At 62.0% G+C, this 14,126-nt stretch carries 19 protein-coding genes; 17 read left to right on the top strand and 2 right to left on the bottom strand.

The features are described 5' to 3' along the window. The first annotated feature begins 9 nt into the window (after positions 1 to 9). From EDC36_RS04570 to EDC36_RS04545, 6 genes are read left to right on the top strand one after another with little or no spacing between them, the layout of a single operon-like run. Entirely contained in the window at positions 10 to 405 is a 396-nt protein-coding gene (locus EDC36_RS04570; protein WP_132962061.1) for a phage tail protein, read from the top strand. Beyond that, the gene (locus EDC36_RS04565) at positions 402 to 608 is read left to right on the top strand and encodes a tail protein X (RefSeq protein ID WP_132962060.1); all 207 of its coding nucleotides are present in this window, start codon (positions 402 to 404) and stop codon (positions 606 to 608) included. Before EDC36_RS04570 ends, EDC36_RS04565 begins: the two co-directional genes overlap by 4 nt. Continuing rightward, complete coding sequence (locus tag EDC36_RS04560) at positions 605 to 1,630, top strand: phage late control D family protein (protein ID WP_132962059.1); 1,026 nt, start codon at positions 605 to 607, stop codon at positions 1,628 to 1,630. The genes EDC36_RS04565 and EDC36_RS04560 overlap by 4 nt, the downstream gene beginning before the upstream one ends. Before the next feature lie 2 nt (positions 1,631 to 1,632). Further along, the gene (locus tag EDC36_RS04555) at positions 1,633 to 1,971 is read left to right on the top strand and encodes a phage holin family protein (RefSeq protein ID WP_132962058.1); all 339 of its coding nucleotides are present in this window, start codon (positions 1,633 to 1,635) and stop codon (positions 1,969 to 1,971) included. Further along, positions 1,964 to 2,473, top strand: a complete 510-nt coding sequence (locus EDC36_RS04550; RefSeq protein ID WP_165902810.1) for a glycoside hydrolase family 108 protein — start codon at positions 1,964 to 1,966, stop codon at positions 2,471 to 2,473. The genes EDC36_RS04555 and EDC36_RS04550 overlap by 8 nt, the downstream gene beginning before the upstream one ends. Beyond that, complete coding sequence (locus EDC36_RS04545) at positions 2,473 to 2,913, top strand: holin family protein (protein WP_132962056.1); 441 nt, start codon at positions 2,473 to 2,475, stop codon at positions 2,911 to 2,913. The genes EDC36_RS04550 and EDC36_RS04545 overlap by 1 nt, the downstream gene beginning before the upstream one ends. A 66-nt stretch (positions 2,914 to 2,979) precedes the next feature. Here EDC36_RS04545 and EDC36_RS04540 read toward each other — a convergent pair whose 3' ends face one another. Further along, complete coding sequence (locus EDC36_RS04540; protein ID WP_165902809.1) at positions 2,980 to 4,203, bottom strand: site-specific integrase; 1,224 nt, start codon at positions 4,201 to 4,203, stop codon at positions 2,980 to 2,982. Between the two features lie 115 nt (positions 4,204 to 4,318). Between EDC36_RS04540 and EDC36_RS04535 the strand changes: the two genes are divergently transcribed. The 3 genes from EDC36_RS04535 to EDC36_RS04525 all read left to right on the top strand — a co-directional run bounded on the left by EDC36_RS04535 (position 4,319) and on the right by EDC36_RS04525 (position 7,802). After that, complete coding sequence (locus EDC36_RS04535) at positions 4,319 to 4,981, top strand: DUF3782 domain-containing protein (protein ID WP_132962054.1); 663 nt, start codon at positions 4,319 to 4,321, stop codon at positions 4,979 to 4,981. A gap of 229 nt (positions 4,982 to 5,210) precedes the next feature. Next, positions 5,211 to 7,394 carry a beta strand repeat-containing protein gene (locus EDC36_RS04530; RefSeq protein WP_132962053.1) on the top strand — a complete coding sequence of 728 codons (2,184 nt, stop codon included), beginning with the start codon at positions 5,211 to 5,213 and terminating at the stop codon, positions 7,392 to 7,394. A gap of 117 nt (positions 7,395 to 7,511) precedes the next feature. Continuing rightward, positions 7,512 to 7,802, top strand: coding sequence for a hypothetical protein (locus tag EDC36_RS04525; RefSeq protein ID WP_132962052.1), 291 nt, complete (start codon positions 7,512 to 7,514; stop codon positions 7,800 to 7,802). Positions 7,803 to 8,238: 436 nt separating this feature from the next. Here EDC36_RS04525 and EDC36_RS13235 read toward each other — a convergent pair whose 3' ends face one another. After that, positions 8,239 to 8,520: a hypothetical protein gene (locus EDC36_RS13235; protein ID WP_207895041.1), complete on the bottom strand. Its 282-nt coding sequence runs from the start codon at positions 8,518 to 8,520 to the stop codon at positions 8,239 to 8,241. On the opposite strand from EDC36_RS13235, the gene EDC36_RS04515 reads away from it, so the two are divergent. The 8 genes from EDC36_RS04515 (at position 8,519) to EDC36_RS04490 (ending at position 14,126) form a co-directional block, all read left to right on the top strand. Continuing rightward, positions 8,519 to 9,130, top strand: a complete 612-nt coding sequence (locus tag EDC36_RS04515; RefSeq protein WP_132962051.1) for a DUF6088 family protein — start codon at positions 8,519 to 8,521, stop codon at positions 9,128 to 9,130. The two genes, EDC36_RS13235 and EDC36_RS04515, sit on opposite strands and share 2 nt — an antisense overlap. Further along, on the top strand, positions 9,123 to 9,590 hold the full coding sequence (locus EDC36_RS13350) for a nucleotidyl transferase AbiEii/AbiGii toxin family protein (RefSeq protein WP_243646470.1): 468 nt from the start codon (positions 9,123 to 9,125) through the stop codon (positions 9,588 to 9,590). The genes EDC36_RS04515 and EDC36_RS13350 overlap by 8 nt, the downstream gene beginning before the upstream one ends. Then, positions 9,550 to 10,182 (top strand): nucleotidyl transferase AbiEii/AbiGii toxin family protein, encoded by a 633-nt coding sequence (locus EDC36_RS04510; protein ID WP_341539529.1) that lies wholly within the window; start codon positions 9,550 to 9,552, stop codon positions 10,180 to 10,182. The genes EDC36_RS13350 and EDC36_RS04510 overlap by 41 nt, the downstream gene beginning before the upstream one ends. 64 nt (positions 10,183 to 10,246) lie before the next feature. After that, positions 10,247 to 10,372: a hypothetical protein gene (locus EDC36_RS13460; protein WP_260680257.1), complete on the top strand. Its 126-nt coding sequence runs from the start codon at positions 10,247 to 10,249 to the stop codon at positions 10,370 to 10,372. 17 nt (positions 10,373 to 10,389) lie between these two features. Further along, a complete protein-coding gene (locus EDC36_RS04505; protein WP_132962050.1) occupies positions 10,390 to 11,214 on the top strand; it encodes a hypothetical protein in 825 nt (274 codons plus the stop codon). Between the two features lie 82 nt (positions 11,215 to 11,296). Next, entirely contained in the window at positions 11,297 to 11,566 is a 270-nt protein-coding gene (locus EDC36_RS04500; RefSeq protein WP_132962049.1) for a helix-turn-helix domain-containing protein, read from the top strand. Between the two features lie 11 nt (positions 11,567 to 11,577). Continuing rightward, entirely contained in the window at positions 11,578 to 12,360 is a 783-nt protein-coding gene (locus EDC36_RS04495; RefSeq protein ID WP_132962048.1) for a hypothetical protein, read from the top strand. A 242-nt stretch (positions 12,361 to 12,602) separates the two neighbouring features. Beyond that, entirely contained in the window at positions 12,603 to 14,126 is a 1,524-nt protein-coding gene (locus EDC36_RS04490; RefSeq protein WP_165902808.1) for a replication endonuclease, read from the top strand.

Raw genomic sequence — 14,126 nt, 5'->3', positions numbered from 1 at the left:
GGCAGCCTCATGCCGCAGACGATGATGACGCTGGGCGGATTTCCCTTTGCGCTGGAGACGGCTGCTTACGAGCAGCTGGTCTTGTCGCAATCCTGGCGCTGGCCCAAGCACGATCGGCTTGGGCGCGAGCCTGCGCTGCAGTTCGTGGGGGCGGATGCCGCCGAAATCGAGCTCGAAGGCGCGATCTATCCGAGCTTGCGCGGCGGGCTTGGCGCTATCGAGCGGCTGCGCGAGCTCGCTGGCCAAGGCCAGCCCCTCATGCTGACCGATGGCTTGGGGCGCGTGTGGGGGCGCTGGGTCATCGCCCAGGTCAGCGACACCCGCTCGGTCCTCATGGACGACGGGCAGGCCAGGAAGATCGTCTTTCGCATCACGCTCAAAGCCTACGGGGAGGATGGCCGATGACCCAGGAGATCATCGCGCAGGAGGGCGAAACGCTCGATGCGGCGCTGTGGCGCGTCTTGCGCCGCACCGACATCGCCCCCCAGGTGCTGGAGGCCAATGCGCAGCTGGCGCGGCTGCCGATCAAGCTGCCCGCTGGCGCGCGCATCCTCGTGCCTGAGCTGCCCGAGCCGCCCGTGCAGTCCATCGTGAGGCTGTGGGGATGAGGCCGGCCTTTCGCATCCTGGCAGGACGCGCCGATGTGACGGCAGCCATTCGCGAGCGGCTGCTGGAGCTTGCCATCGTCGATGAGGCCGGCATCGAGTCCGATGAGCTGCGCTTGACGCTCGACGACCGCCGAGGCGAGGATGGCGCGATCGCTCAACTTCCCGGCATCGGCGCGCGGCTGGAGGTCGCCCTGGGCTACGAGGAGACGGGCATCATCCCGATGGGGGTCTTCCTCGTCGATGAGATTGAGCTGTCCAGCCCGCCGGCCACGCTTGTGGTGGCGGCGCGCGCCGCCGAGCTCTCAGGCCCCTTGCGCTCGCCCAAAACCCGCTCCTTTGACGGCCTCACGCTTGGCGAGCTTGCCCGGCGCATCGCCGCCGAGCACGGCATGCAGGCCCGCATCGATGCGGCGCTCGATGGCGTTGCGCTGGGCCACATCGACCAGACGGCCGAGTCGGACATCGCGCTCTTGACGCGGCTGGCCGCCCTTTATGACGCCATCGTCAAGCCCGCAGGGGGCTTGCTGGTCGTGGCCCGCCGCGCAGCAGGCCAGTCCGCCAGCGGCCAAGCCATGCCGGTGATCGAGCTCAAGGCGCGCGACCTCATCGAGTGGCGATACCGCCATTCGGCAAGACGCCCGGCGGGATCAGGCAAGCCCGAAGACGGCTCCTCCACCCCTGCCAAGGGGGGTGTGAAGGCCTACTGGTGGGATTTCGAGGCCGGCCAGCGCCAAGAAGTGACCGTGGGCCGGCCGCCCTATGCGGAGCTCAAGCACGTGCATGTCTCGCGTGAGAAGGCCCTGGCCGCGGCCCAGGCCGCCTTGCGCACAGGGGCAAGACAGCAAGGCGAGCTCAGCCTCACGCTGCCCGGCGATGCGCGGCTTGTGGCCGAGTGCCGCCTGCGCCTGCGGCTTCGCCCCGGCGTGCCTGAGGCGTGGGTGGTCAGCCGCGCCGAGCACCGCTTCGGCCCCCAGGGCTACGTGACGCAGCTTGAGTGCAACCTTCCCAACCCAGAATCCTAGCCATGCACGACAAAGACCCCACCGCCTATGGCCTCATCACCTACCTGTGGGTCACGGGGCTGGCCGCCTGGGGCGGCCTGGTGAGCTTTTACCGCCGCGTCAAAGCCGGCGAGTCAAGCTTTGCCAACCTCTTTGAGCTCATCGGGGAGCTTGCCACCAGCGCTTTCGCGGGGCTCATCACCTTCTGGCTGTGCGAGGCGGCGCAGTTCAAGCCATTGATCACGGCCGCCCTGGTGGGCATCTCCGGCCACATGGGCAGCCGCGCGATATTTCAACTGGAGCGCTGGGCGCAGGCGAGGTTTGGGCATCGCGATCATGAAGGAGATGGGAAAAATGGCTGACTTCCTCCCAGCTTTCGAGCGCATGATCCAAAACGAGGGCGGCTACGTCCTCCACGACGTTCCAGGCGACCGCGGCGGGCAGACCTACGCCGGCATCGCGCGGAACAGGCACCCCGACTGGCGCGGCTGGCGCGAGATCGACGCCGGCCGCGAGCCGGAGGCCGAAGCGGTGCGGGAGTTCTACCGCGAGCATTTCTGGCGGCCGCTGCAGGGCGAGGCGATCCGCTCGCAGGCCATCGCGCAGACCCTGTTCGATTTTGCCGTCAACGCCGGCGTCAAAACCGCCGTCGTGCTGGCGCAGGCCGTGCTCGGCGGCCTCACGCCCGATGGCAAGCTTGGCCCCAAGACGCTTGCCGCGCTCAATGAGGCGGATGAAGCGCTCTTCATCGCGCGCTATGCGCTTGCCAAGATCGCGCGCTATGCCGAGCTCGTGCGGCGGGATCGCAGCCAGGCGAAGTTTCTGCTCGGCTGGATCAACCGGACATTGAAGGAGGCCGCCTGATGCCGCTGCCTGCGCTTGCCCTTGGCGGCATCGTCTCGACGGTCGCCGGCCTCATCGACAGCCTGCACACCTCGGACAAGGAGAGGCTCGAAGCCGAGATTGAACTGCAAAAGCTCGGGCTCGAAGCCGCGAAGCTCGAAGCCGAGCTCATCAAAGGCCAGCAGGAGATCAACCGGACGGAAGCGCAGCATGCCAGCCTCTTCGTGGCCGGCTGGCGGCCGGCGATCGGCTGGATCGGCGCGGCGGCGCTCGGCTACCAGTTCCTGCTCTACCCGATGCTCACCTGGGCCTGGGCCGCGATGCAAGGGGCCGGATGGATACCGGCCAGCCTGCAGCCGCCGCCGATCCTCGACGCCGAAGCGCTCTGGGTCATCCTCACCGGCATGCTCGGCATCGCCGGCATGCGGACGGTGGAGAAATTCAAGGGGGTGGCAAGGTAGCTTAGGCCGCGATCAGCCCAGGCTCGGCCATGCGTGGCGAGCCAGAGACCTTGCTACGCCTTTGCCTCACGCCCCCGGTTCTGCTGGCCCAGCGCCGGCAGGGCCGGGGGCTTGGGCGTTTGAAGGGCGCTGCACGGCCCTGCCCACCACGTTGACCGCTTCCAGCATCGCCTGCGGCGACAGATGCGCATAGCGCATCGTCACCTTGGGGTCGTAGTGGCCCAGGAGCTTTTGCACTTCGAAGAGGCTCCTGCCCGCGTTGATGAGGAAGGAGGCAAAGCTGTGGCGCAGGTCGTGCAGCCGCACCTCGGGCAATCCTGCCTGCTTGCGGATGGAGTCCCAGGCGTAGAAGATAGACACGGGCGGCTTGCCCGTGGCGGGGTTGACGAAGACCCAGGGGCAATCCTCCTGCCGGGCGGCGCGGATCTGGCGCAGGATAGAGAGCGCCGCATCGGAGAGCGGCACCACGTGGGTCTTCTTGGACTTGCTGCGGCTAGCCGGGATGGTGAGGATGCGCCGCTCGAAGTCGATTTCCTCCCAGCGGGCATCGAGCAGCTCGCGCTTTCTGGCGCCGGTGTAGAGCAAGAGCTGGATGATCTGGCCGACCTGGGTGTTGCGGTTCTTCTCGATCACCGCCAGCAGACGCTGCGCTTCCTCAGCGGAAAGATAGCGCTCGCGCGCGCCGTGATCCTCGAAGAGCTCCACGCCCACGCAAGGGTTGGCATCCTTGGGCAAGACCTCCCAGCGGATGGCGCAGTTGTAGATGAACTTCAGAAGCACCAGCGCCCGGTTGCAGGTGCCCGCGGCGTAGCCCTGCTCTTTGAGGCGCTGGTGCCAGGCGATGACATCGGCGCGGCGGATGCGATCCATGCGCCAAGCGCCAAAGGCCGGCAGAATATGGTGCCTGAGCATGGTGGCGTCGGTGGCCCAGCTGCGCTTGCGCTGGCGGGCGTAGGGCAGATAGCGTTCCTCGACGAAGGCTTGCAGCGTGGGCGGATCGTCAAAGCGCCGCTTCTCAAGCCCGGGGTCGCCGCCTGCATCGAGCAGGGCGCGCATCTGGTAAGCCTTGGCGCGGGCATCCGCCAGGGGCATCTCATCGAGGCGGCCGATGCGCTCAAAGCGCACCTTGCCCTGGTGCCGGTAGCGGAAGTAGAAGGTGGCCCCGCCCGAGGCGCGCAGCTCCAGCACGAAGCCCTTGATCTCGGCATCGAAGAAGTGCGCTGCGCCGGAAGGCGGAACGAGCTCGGGCAGGCGGTTGAGGAAGTCCTGGGTGAGGCTTACCCTTGGCATGCGCATGGCCTCCTGTGTGCCTGAGCCATACTGCCATAGCCGGGCCAAGACAGGCAGCGGGCTTGGGTGCTAGACTGTTTGCCCCGATCCAGCCCAGTGCAAGCCAACCAGAACCATGACCACCGCCGCTGACATCTCCTGGGATGACCTCAAAGCGATGATTGCCTCCTTGGCTGAGTCCAGCAAGGAGACTGACAGGCGCTTGCGTGAAACCGATGAGCTCATCCGCGAGCTGCGCGACTCCAGCAAGGAGACCGACCGCCGTTTGCGTGAAACCGACGAGCTCATCCGTGCGCTGCGCGATGCCGATGACCGCATCGACCAGCAGCTTGAAAAGCTCGGCAAGGAGATTGGCGGGCTCGGCAACAAGTTTGGCTACTTCACCGAGGGGCTGGCGCTGCCCTCATTGGAGCGCATCCTGACCGAGCGCTTCGGCATGGAAAACATCTCGCCGCGCCACCGGGTGCGCCGGGGCAAGCGCGAGCAGGAATACGACGTGCTGGCCTGGGCCAACGGCGAGATCAACCTGGCTATCATCGTGGAGGTCAAAAGCCGGGTAGAACGAGCAGCCATCGAGCAGCTTATCAGGCAGCTTGAGCAGCTGCCCGAGCTGATGCCGGAGCTTGCTGGCAAGGCACGCATTGGCATTCTGGCGGGGGTGGAGTGGCAGCCTGGGGTGGCCGAGGAAGCGCAGAGCTTGGGCCTCATGACTGCAACCATCCACGATGAAATCTTCGATCTGACGGTGCCCGAAGGTTTTGAGCCCAAGCGCTGGTGATGCGGGTCAGAGGTTGGTATGAGCTCGGTATGACGAGCTGGCCAAGCATCACCAGCAGAGCAGAAATTCGGCGCTAACCCTTTGATCTGCCAAAGAAAACTTTGGCCAGGCGCGGCATTGGCGGCATAGGGCCGCAGGTGGTATGAGCGTGGTATGAGAAGGCGCGGGCAGCCCACGGGTGTCGGCCTAAGCCTTTGATCTGTCGAAGGCTTGCGGGTGGCTGGCTGTTTTGCTCACTACTGGTACGGACAATCTGACGGGTACCTCGGGCAACGACACCATCAACGCCAGCACCGGTCTGTCTGCTGATGGCACCAAGCAGATCCCCACCACCAACGCCCTCGACAAGATCGACGGTGGCGCTGGCATCGACACCCTGAAGATCGAGAACACCGGGGGAGTAAACACCATCACCGGCACGATCACGAACGTGGAAAGGCTGGTGCTGGTTGGTGCTGGCACGGTGAATGGTGACAACCCCATCAATGCTGCAGCCTTCTCTGACTCGATTACTCTGTCGCAGACGAACGACACGGCTGTCACCATTAACGGTATTACGGCTCAAGCCATCAACCTGGATGCTGTTGCTGATAGCACGGTTCTGACTGCAAACTTTGGTGCAAACCAAACGACTGGTTCCTTCGCAGTGACCTCCGCTGTCGGTGATGTCACTGTTAATGCCGCTGGTGCCAAGCTGGCTAGCATTTCGGTGTCTGTCGACGGAACCGAGAGCGGCAAAAAAGTGACGATTAATGATGCCGACACCACCGTGACCGCTGTGTCCATCGCCGCGTCGGCAGACTCGGCAGTTGCGGTGACTGGCAATAAGGTAGTCACCCTGACCGTGACTGGAGCTGGCGCTGTCGATCTGACCGGTACCACTGCTGATCTGAAGACCCTGACTGCTACCGACAACACTGGTGGTGTGACTTACGACAACACCGGTTCGCTCACCAATAGCCTGACGGCTAACCTCGGTTCTGGTAACGACACGCTGACCGTTGTTGGCGCTAAGGTCACCTCCGTGAGCACTGGCGCAGGCAACGATAGCGTTACCGTTGCGGACTCTGGTTTCGCAGCCACTTCCGTGGTTGACCTCGGTGATGGCAACGACACCCTGAACTTGGCTATCGCTCCGACTGCCGGCGCGACACTCAAGGGCGGCGACGGCATCGACATCCTGGCAACGGGCTACACGATCTTCGACACCATCGGTGGTTTCACCTCTGCTCAGAAGGCCCTGATCTCCGGTTTTGAAACGCTCGAGATCACCGACGCTCTGGTAGATGGGAGCGATGTCAAGGTCAATACGCTCACGGGTCTGACTAATGTCATCCTGGATAATGGCGTTGTAGCCGCCGAAACCGCAACCATCTCCAAGATCGGTGCAAATAGCTCGGTCACCTTGCTGGGTGATTTGAGCGCTAATAATGGTGCCCTGACGCTGGCGCTGACTGACGACAGCGGTTCGTCTGACGCCATCACGGTCAAGGCTAATGCGACCGTCGCTGCGACTTCTAATAACGCGGCTGACGACGCTGACCAGGCGATTACTCTGACGCTTGATACTTCTGGCATTGAGACCGTCAACTTCAATGGCGCTTACAAACTGGCCACCGATGTTGCGACTGACGGAGCCGACAGCGCAAAGTATACGCTTAGCCTAACCGATGATGATCTGGTCAACTTGAATATCTCTGGTGATCAAAAAGTCGTTTTTGCATCCGTGGTGACCCAAATCAATCTGGCGACCGTCAATGCTTCTACTGCAACTGCTGCTGTAGACATCGACGTCAGCGCGGCAAAGACTGACGGTACTGCTGCTGCAATCACCATCACGGGTGGTTCTGGTGATGACACGCTCTTGGGTTCTGGAAACGCTGACACCATTTCCGGTGGTGCTGGCAACGACACGATCACTGGTGGCGCTGGCGCTGATGTGCTGACCGGTGGCGCTGGCAATGACACGATCACTGGTGGCGCTGGCGCTGATGTGCTGACCGGTGGCGCTGGCAATGACAAGTTTGTTATCGCTACCGCGACGGACTCGACCCTTGCCAAAACCGACAAGATCACCGATTTCGTTGCCAATACCTACGGCCAAGGTACAAACAATGCTGCCAACGCCGATGGCGCTAAGGCCGCAGACTCAGCCAAGTGGACTGGTGATGTCATCGACCTGACTGCTGCTACTCCGACCAAGCTCGAACTGCTGGTTGTGAACAACGCAGCTGACGCTCAGACGTTCATCCAGAACGCTGCAACCGATACAACCCTCACCGCTGTCAATATCGCTCTTGATTCCAGCACTGGCAAGCTGTACATCGACTTCGATAACAGCGGTACGGTTGACACCGTTATCGAACTGACTGGTGTTACCACCATCACCGAAGCCGCGTTCCTTATCGCCTAATCTCCCCCGGAGACAAGCACCCGCCCTCGGGTAGGTGCTTGAGGTGACAGCCTTAAACCCCGTCCCTCCCCGAGGGGCGGGGTTTTTTAGTTTTGATCGTAAGTTCAGGAGGTTTGTATGGACCGTGGAATTAAAGACGAAGCATTCGTTCGTCGAGCCTTACAGGAAGCCGATTTTGATATGGGTCGCTGGATTGCCAACCAGGCGTGCTTCAACAATGCCGCTACCAGTCCAATCAATGAGGTGGCTAGAGCGGCGGTCGTTACTGCAGTCGCGATCTACAACCAGAAATATGGTGAAGTGATAACTGAACAGGATTTAATAGCTGCACAGGGCATCAAGACCGTTGGAGATGCCAGGCAACTTATTGATTCAGTTTCTGCACGCTTGCCAAAATTTGAGGGGTGAGCGGCTGCATGAGGCGGTGTAGGTGGTGTCTGTGAGGTGAGGCAGCTTACCCGTAGGCAGCCATGCGGAATCGGACGCGATCAACAAGCTCTCTGAACTGTGCTGAAGAAAAAATCCGATAGGCCGCTTTTTGCGTCTTTCTGCTTTGCTGCGCAGTCGGCTTCTGGCCCTGATTTTGTTCCCGGCAAGCACAGCCACACCTTCCGTTCGGTGAAGGTGTGCTCAATGTTCAGAAATGATGGAATTGCGGGCGTGGTCAAGCCTCGGCTGTCGGCACCGATGACCGCGACTCGCCAACTTGTCAGTCGAGAATGACGCGGCCCAGCGGTCGCTGGCGTGGAGCCCGCCCAGCCACTTCCGGCGCACGAGTTTGCGCGGGGTCTTGGTCTGGATGCCCATGGCAGGCAACGTCTGTTTGACGATCGGTAAGAAAATACTATCCCACCTTGCTGCGCAGGCTCTTGAGTTCGAGCGACAGCACCTTCAACTGCAACCGCCGCTGCGCCCAGGCAACGCGATCATGCCGGTAGCGGCGCACGCTGAGTCTTCCCACAAGAACCCCGATGGCGAAGACCAGCAGGGATAACCCTATCCACATCACGAATCCTCTTTCCGAGCAAAAAGGCGCGCAGGATAAACTGGGCGGTTTTTTGTCTATAACTTGCGCCTTGTGAGATGTTAGATATTTTGGTAGATTATCTAACATGGAGGCAACCATGAGCACATCACAAGCCATCCGCGAGCGCATCGCGGCCCAACCTGCTGGAGTTCCTTTCACTCCAGCCCTGTTTGCGGGGTTGGGCTCGCGCGCGTCCATTGATCAGACCTTGATGCGTCTGATCAAGGAAGGGTTCATCGAGCGCCTCGGCCGTGGCATTTACACCATCCCCAAGACCAGCCGTTTTGGCCTAAAGACCATGCCTTCGCCAGAAACAGTGGCGCAAACGGTGGCTGCCACCGAAGGTGCCTCCATCGAAGTGCACGGGGCCGAGGCCGCTCGTCGTTTTGGTTTCAGCACCCAGGTGCCGGCCCAGCCGGTCTTCTACACCACCGGCTCGTCTCACACCGTGCGGATGGGTAAGCTGCAAGTGCGATTGCAGCACGTGGCAGCGCGCAAGCTCGCACTGGCAGGTCGCCCAGCGGGCCAAGCGTTATCCGCGCTCTGGTACCTTGGTCGTCGACAAGTCACGCCGGCCACGTTCGAGCGTATTGCCGCCAAGCTGCCGCAGGTGGAATTCGAGGCCTTGCGCAGTGCCAAGTCCTCGATGCCGGCTTGGATGGTCGAAGCCCTTCGCCGGTATGAGGAAGGCACGGTGGCGCATGGCTGACATCCCCCGCGAACACTACTTCGACCTGTCCGCCAGCGATCAAGCCGATTTACTCCAGAGCCTGGCACCCGTGGTGGGACGCCGGGCCGAAATCCTCGAAAAAGACATCTGGCTGTGGCAGGTGCTCGACATACTGTTTCAGCTGCCTTGCCGCAAGCCCATGGCTTTCAAGGGTGGCACCTCGCTGTCCAAGGTCTACAAGGCGATTGACCGTTTCTCCGAGGACATCGACGTCACCGTCGATTACCGCAGCCTGGTGGCCGACGCCCCCGAGCTGGAATCGATGACCAGCAACAGCCAGCGCAGCAAGTTGTCGGATGAACAGCCAGCGCAGCAAGTTGTCGGATCCATTGAAGGCGGCACTCACGACGCACGTCATCGACGAGTTGACGCCGGCATTACAGGCAGCACTTGCCACGGTGCTTCCCACGCAGCCCACCAGCATCGAGGTCAGCGATGACGCTGAGAAGTTGTGGGTGTTCTACCCCAGCGCGGTAGAAAACACCGACAGCTATGTGCGTCCGAGCATCCTGATCGAATTTGGCGGTCGCAACTCGACCTTGCCACAGAGCACGTTGGCTATTTCACCGGATATTGCCGAGCACGTCCCTGACCTCGCCTTGCCGACCGCTCAGGTGTCAGTGTTGTCTGCGGCGCGCACCTTCTGGGAGAAGGCCACGCTGATTCACGTTGAGTGCCATCGCCCGAGCCTGAGACCCAGTGCCGAGAGACTGTCTCGCCATTGGTACGACCTGGCGCGGCTGGCTGATCACGAGGTCGGTCAACAGGCTCTGCAAGACACCGACCTGCTGCGCGACGTACTGCGAATCAAGGAAACTTTCTACCGCAGCGGTTTCAGTCACTACGACCAGTGCACAACGGGCGGCTTGCAGCTGATTCCAGATAAGCCACTGCTGGATGCCTTGCGTCAGGACTACCAGGCGATGCTGGCGGCACAGATGTTCTACGGCGACACCCTGGCATTCGAGACCATCGTGGAACGACTGCGGCAGTTGGAAGCAGAAATCAATCAGAAGGTGTTGCCGGGATAAACGATGCGGACGAGCTAAAAACCGAACTCGCCGCCATCGAAGCCGAATCCATCGGCTGGCGCCGATGGGCGACGGCGCCTACCTGCACCTGGGCAAGCCGCAGGAGGAAAAAGCCGTGATCACAGTGACGGGTGTGCCTGCTGCTGGCATGGCGGAGATGAATGTGCTGTTGGTGGGGGGTGATGACTGATGTGTTGGAGGTGGCCTGTGAGCCATGATCTTAAAAGCCTCTTGCTTGAAAAAGTGAACGCCCTGATTGGCGAAATTGCCGGCAGTAACGGTAGCCATACCGATCTGCTGCAAGCACTCGTTCAATTCGTCAATCTCCGAGACCGTGTCCCCGGCATCAGGAAGTGGATCGTCTGTAAATCCGACCATCTCCGTAAGCAAAGTTTGAATGCTAATATTTCTGCAGGACTGGAAAAACTTGTTTCTGCAGCAGAGGCAGGTGAAGATCTACGCCCTTGGCTACACGATGCGATATTCGCAGATAAGCAGGATGCGCTGTTCAACGACTGGGGCATCCAACACTATCACCTTGGTGTCGAGTTCGAGATTGTTAAAAATGGCCGACCAAGAATTCGCCGAACGGGTGATGTACTGTTTGCGACGCATAGAGAAGATACCGGCCACTTCTACCTGATTGGAATTTTTGACCATAAAAACTTTTCGAATAAACAGTTGCTCGAAATCGTCAATGCCAATTGGCCTGAGTTGATTGATCACGCGAAGATAAGAAGCCTGATTGAGATCAGTCATTCGCCAACGAGCTCCGAGATTCATCTGTTACGCAAGAATCAGGTCAACTCGGCAGCGGAGATTGACGGCAAATTTTTCGTTGGGCCAGGTGGTGGTTACACCACGAGCGGTCAATCCACGAAGGCAGTCATGAAAGCCTTGTATGTCACGCGCTTGCTATACTCGCTTCAAAAAGAAGTGGATAGCAAACAACTGGAGGTTCGCTTTGTTGTTCAGGATCGGTCGGTGTTCTTGGTAGACGAAACCAATAACAGGCATCGACTGGTTTTGTGATTGACCGTTAACAAGACAGTTGACGGCAGACCTTCACCTTCCCTACAATCGCCGTTAATCCATCACGCAACGGTTAACGATCATGGGCTTCGGCACCTTCATCCGAGAAAAACGCGAGCAGGCCAATGTGCCGATGAACGAATTCGCCCGCAGCCTGGGTATCTCGCCGGCTTACTGGTCGCGCATCGAGCGCGAGCTGGAGAAGCCGCCCAAGGACGAGCTAATCACCAAGGCCGCTGAGGCCTTGGGACTTAACCCCGACGAAGCTTTCATCGAGGCCAGCCGGCTGCCGCCGGATATGCAGAAGGACGTCAGCACCGTCGTGCGCTTGTATCGCAAAAACCTGGGTTAAGGCGGTGACGAATGCCAGCGCTTTCCCTGCGGTATGACCATTGTTCTCTTCGCAAGCCTCGATACCTGAAAAAGTCCGCCATCGAGACCGTGGCCCGCGAGGCCAGAGCACAGCTTTTGCCGCCTGGCGCGGATGCGCTGACGCTGGAGCAATTGGCGGCCATCTCCGATCTGACCATCAACGGTCTGCCGTACCAGCTGTGGGTCAGCCTGGATCATCCCGTTACCGATGAAGATGGCCTGCCCGTGCTGGGCCTGTGCGAGTTTGATCCGGACTGCGGCGAAGACGCCGTGTCCGTGCTGGTCTCACCCGTTGGCGAGCAACTCACGCCCGAGCTGGCGCTTTCCACCTTCGCCCACGAACTGGGCCACGCCATCTTCGACGCCCCGGCCTGGCTGGTTGCTGCCAAGCAAGGATCGGGATTGTTCGACGAACCGGATACCAGCCAACGCCGCGCCTACCGCACGGCCACTGTGCTGGTGAAAAATCCCCATAAGCCACGTGGGGGGCCATTCTTGGCTTGCCGCGCAGCCGGTCGCTGGCGTGCAGCCCGCGCACCGCGATCATCGCCAGCGATGCCGCTCCTCAAACACCAGACCATCCTGCAGCCGGACATCGTCGGCCAGTTCGAGCTCGGCAAACCGCTCACGCCCCAAGAGCGTCGCGTCGATTTCGCGTGGCGCCTGTGCCCGGTGATCGTTGCCAACCAAGCCCACCCAGCCCCGTGCGTGTGGTTGCCCTGCCGCAACACGCAGCGGTTGCGGGTTGACCCACAGCGCCCAGCTCCCCCTTGATGCCCACCGCGTCGTTTGGCGCGCCGCACAAGCGCTGAGCACGCCGTGGCCTGCCCGGGGCGTTGAGGTCATGGCCCAGCCTATCGGGGCCGCTGCAGCGCCCCGCGGATGTGGCCCAAGGCTTTGCGTGCCTGCGTGTAGCCGCTTCGCGCAAGCGATTCGCTATACGGAGGATGACGCATGAACACGCTGAACACCATTCCCTCGGCATCGATGACGATGAGTTAGACCTCGATGCACTGTTGACCCCGGCAGACGAGTCGCAACAACGGCTCGCCTGGGGCCGCGCCGAGCTGCACGCCTGGGCCCAGCGCCAAGCGCTCATGTGCGCCCAAGCCGGCGTCGTGCTGCGCGACGCCGCATGGAACCTGCAGCCCCACGGCCAAACACCCGAAGAAGCCTTTTTGAAGAGCGTCGATCCGCGTTGGTGGCGCCGCGCCGGGGCGCGCAAATTGCGCCAAGCCCAGGAAAGCGCGCTGCTCGTGCAGGGCTGCATCGGCCACGATGGCCAGCGCTACGCCAGCGACACGGCACTGGCGTGGTACCGCGAAAGCCAAGCGCGCGCTCGACACTTTGCCATGCACAGCGTCATCTACGACAGCGCCAGCGGCCACATCCAGTCCCTGCAACCGGTGCTGGAGCGCACCCGCCAGCTCGGGGCGCGCTACTACGCCATCCTCAAAGGCATCGAAACCTTGGCCGCCGAAGCCGGCCTGCGCTGGGCCATGCTCACGATCACGCTGCCCAGCGCCTGGCACGCCCGGCCCCAACACCACAACGCTGGGCACCGCTGGAACGGCCAAACCCCCGATGCCGGCCACCGCGAAATCGCCACCCGATGGCACCGGCTGCGCATGCAGCTGCGCAAGCACGGCATTGTGCTGAGCGGCGTGCGCACCGAAGAGCCCATGCAAGACGGCACCCCGCATTGGCACTGCGCCTTCTTCTTCAAGGGCGACGACGAACTGCAGCGCATCGGCCACGCCATCCTGACCCAGTTTCCCGCGGGCTTGCGCCTGCGCGAGGTTGTCGGGGTGCGCCGGGGCAAACTGCAGTTTCGCATCCGGCAGTACGACAGCCTTGAGCTGTTCCAACGGGGCCAGCACCATCGCAACGCTCGCCGCGGTGCGCAGTGCCAGCTCGACCTCGGCGCACCCCCAACGGCTGGCACGGCAGGGCTGGTGGCCAGCTTTGCCAGCTACGTGATGAAGTACGTGGCCAAGGCGTGCGGGGTGAGCATGCGACCACGGCAGGGCAAGCCCGGTGAGCCGCCACACGCCGCGCACAGCGAGGCGGTCTCGGGTGGTGATGCGGCGGGGCCAACCGAGCTGTGCGGTGAACAGGACGACACGCTCATCGACTCGGGCCCCGCCGCCCGGGTGCGCGCGCACCGCAGCACCTGGGGCATACGTGGCATTGAGTTTTACGGCATCCCCAAGGGCGCGGCCACCTGCTGGGACCTGCTGCGTCAGGTGCGGCTCAGCGACCCGCGCGAGCGCAAGCGGTTGGACCCCGCCGTTGTGGCGTTGGCCAAGGTCTGTCAGCGCCGGCAGCGCCGCAGGCGCTCTTGTCAGCCCACCCGCTGCTGCAGCCCCTGCGGCGCCCTTGGCAAGCCCACAGCCGCAGGCGCACGACGACGGCGAGGCCCCCTGGCTGCAGTTCACCTAAAAGACGGCCATCAACGACGCTGCGCGTTGGTGCGTAGGGCAACAAGCCGGGCAGCCAGCGCAAGCTGCTGCCTGAGCCTGCAAGGTCAACGGTGGTGA

It is taken from the genome of Tepidimonas ignava (assembly GCF_004342625.1).
GTDB classification, from domain to species: domain Bacteria; phylum Pseudomonadota; class Gammaproteobacteria; order Burkholderiales; family Burkholderiaceae_C; genus Tepidimonas; species Tepidimonas ignava.
This window is presented reverse-complemented; position numbering and strand designations above follow the sequence as displayed.

Coding starts and splice junctions, on each gene's coding strand:
- EDC36_RS04570 (WP_132962061.1), top strand. CDS start 10: ATGCCGCAGACGATGATGACGCTGGGCGGATTTCCCTTTGCGCTGGAG.
- EDC36_RS04565 (WP_132962060.1), top strand. CDS start 402: ATGACCCAGGAGATCATCGCGCAGGAGGGCGAAACGCTCGATGCGGCG.
- EDC36_RS04560 (WP_132962059.1), top strand. CDS start 605: ATGAGGCCGGCCTTTCGCATCCTGGCAGGACGCGCCGATGTGACGGCA.
- EDC36_RS04555 (WP_132962058.1), top strand. CDS start 1,633: ATGCACGACAAAGACCCCACCGCCTATGGCCTCATCACCTACCTGTGG.
- EDC36_RS04550 (WP_165902810.1), top strand. CDS start 1,964: ATGGCTGACTTCCTCCCAGCTTTCGAGCGCATGATCCAAAACGAGGGC.
- EDC36_RS04545 (WP_132962056.1), top strand. CDS start 2,473: ATGCCGCTGCCTGCGCTTGCCCTTGGCGGCATCGTCTCGACGGTCGCC.
- EDC36_RS04540 (WP_165902809.1), bottom strand. CDS start 4,203: ATGCCAAGGGTAAGCCTCACCCAGGACTTCCTCAACCGCCTGCCCGAG.
- EDC36_RS04535 (WP_132962054.1), top strand. CDS start 4,319: ATGACCACCGCCGCTGACATCTCCTGGGATGACCTCAAAGCGATGATT.
- EDC36_RS04525 (WP_132962052.1), top strand. CDS start 7,512: ATGGACCGTGGAATTAAAGACGAAGCATTCGTTCGTCGAGCCTTACAG.
- EDC36_RS04515 (WP_132962051.1), top strand. CDS start 8,519: ATGAGCACATCACAAGCCATCCGCGAGCGCATCGCGGCCCAACCTGCT.
- EDC36_RS13235 (WP_207895041.1), bottom strand. CDS start 8,520: ATGGTTGCCTCCATGTTAGATAATCTACCAAAATATCTAACATCTCAC.
- EDC36_RS13350 (WP_243646470.1), top strand. CDS start 9,123: ATGGCTGACATCCCCCGCGAACACTACTTCGACCTGTCCGCCAGCGAT.
- EDC36_RS13460 (WP_260680257.1), top strand. CDS start 10,247: ATGGGCGACGGCGCCTACCTGCACCTGGGCAAGCCGCAGGAGGAAAAA.
- EDC36_RS04500 (WP_132962049.1), top strand. CDS start 11,297: ATGGGCTTCGGCACCTTCATCCGAGAAAAACGCGAGCAGGCCAATGTG.
- EDC36_RS04495 (WP_132962048.1), top strand. CDS start 11,578: ATGCCAGCGCTTTCCCTGCGGTATGACCATTGTTCTCTTCGCAAGCCT.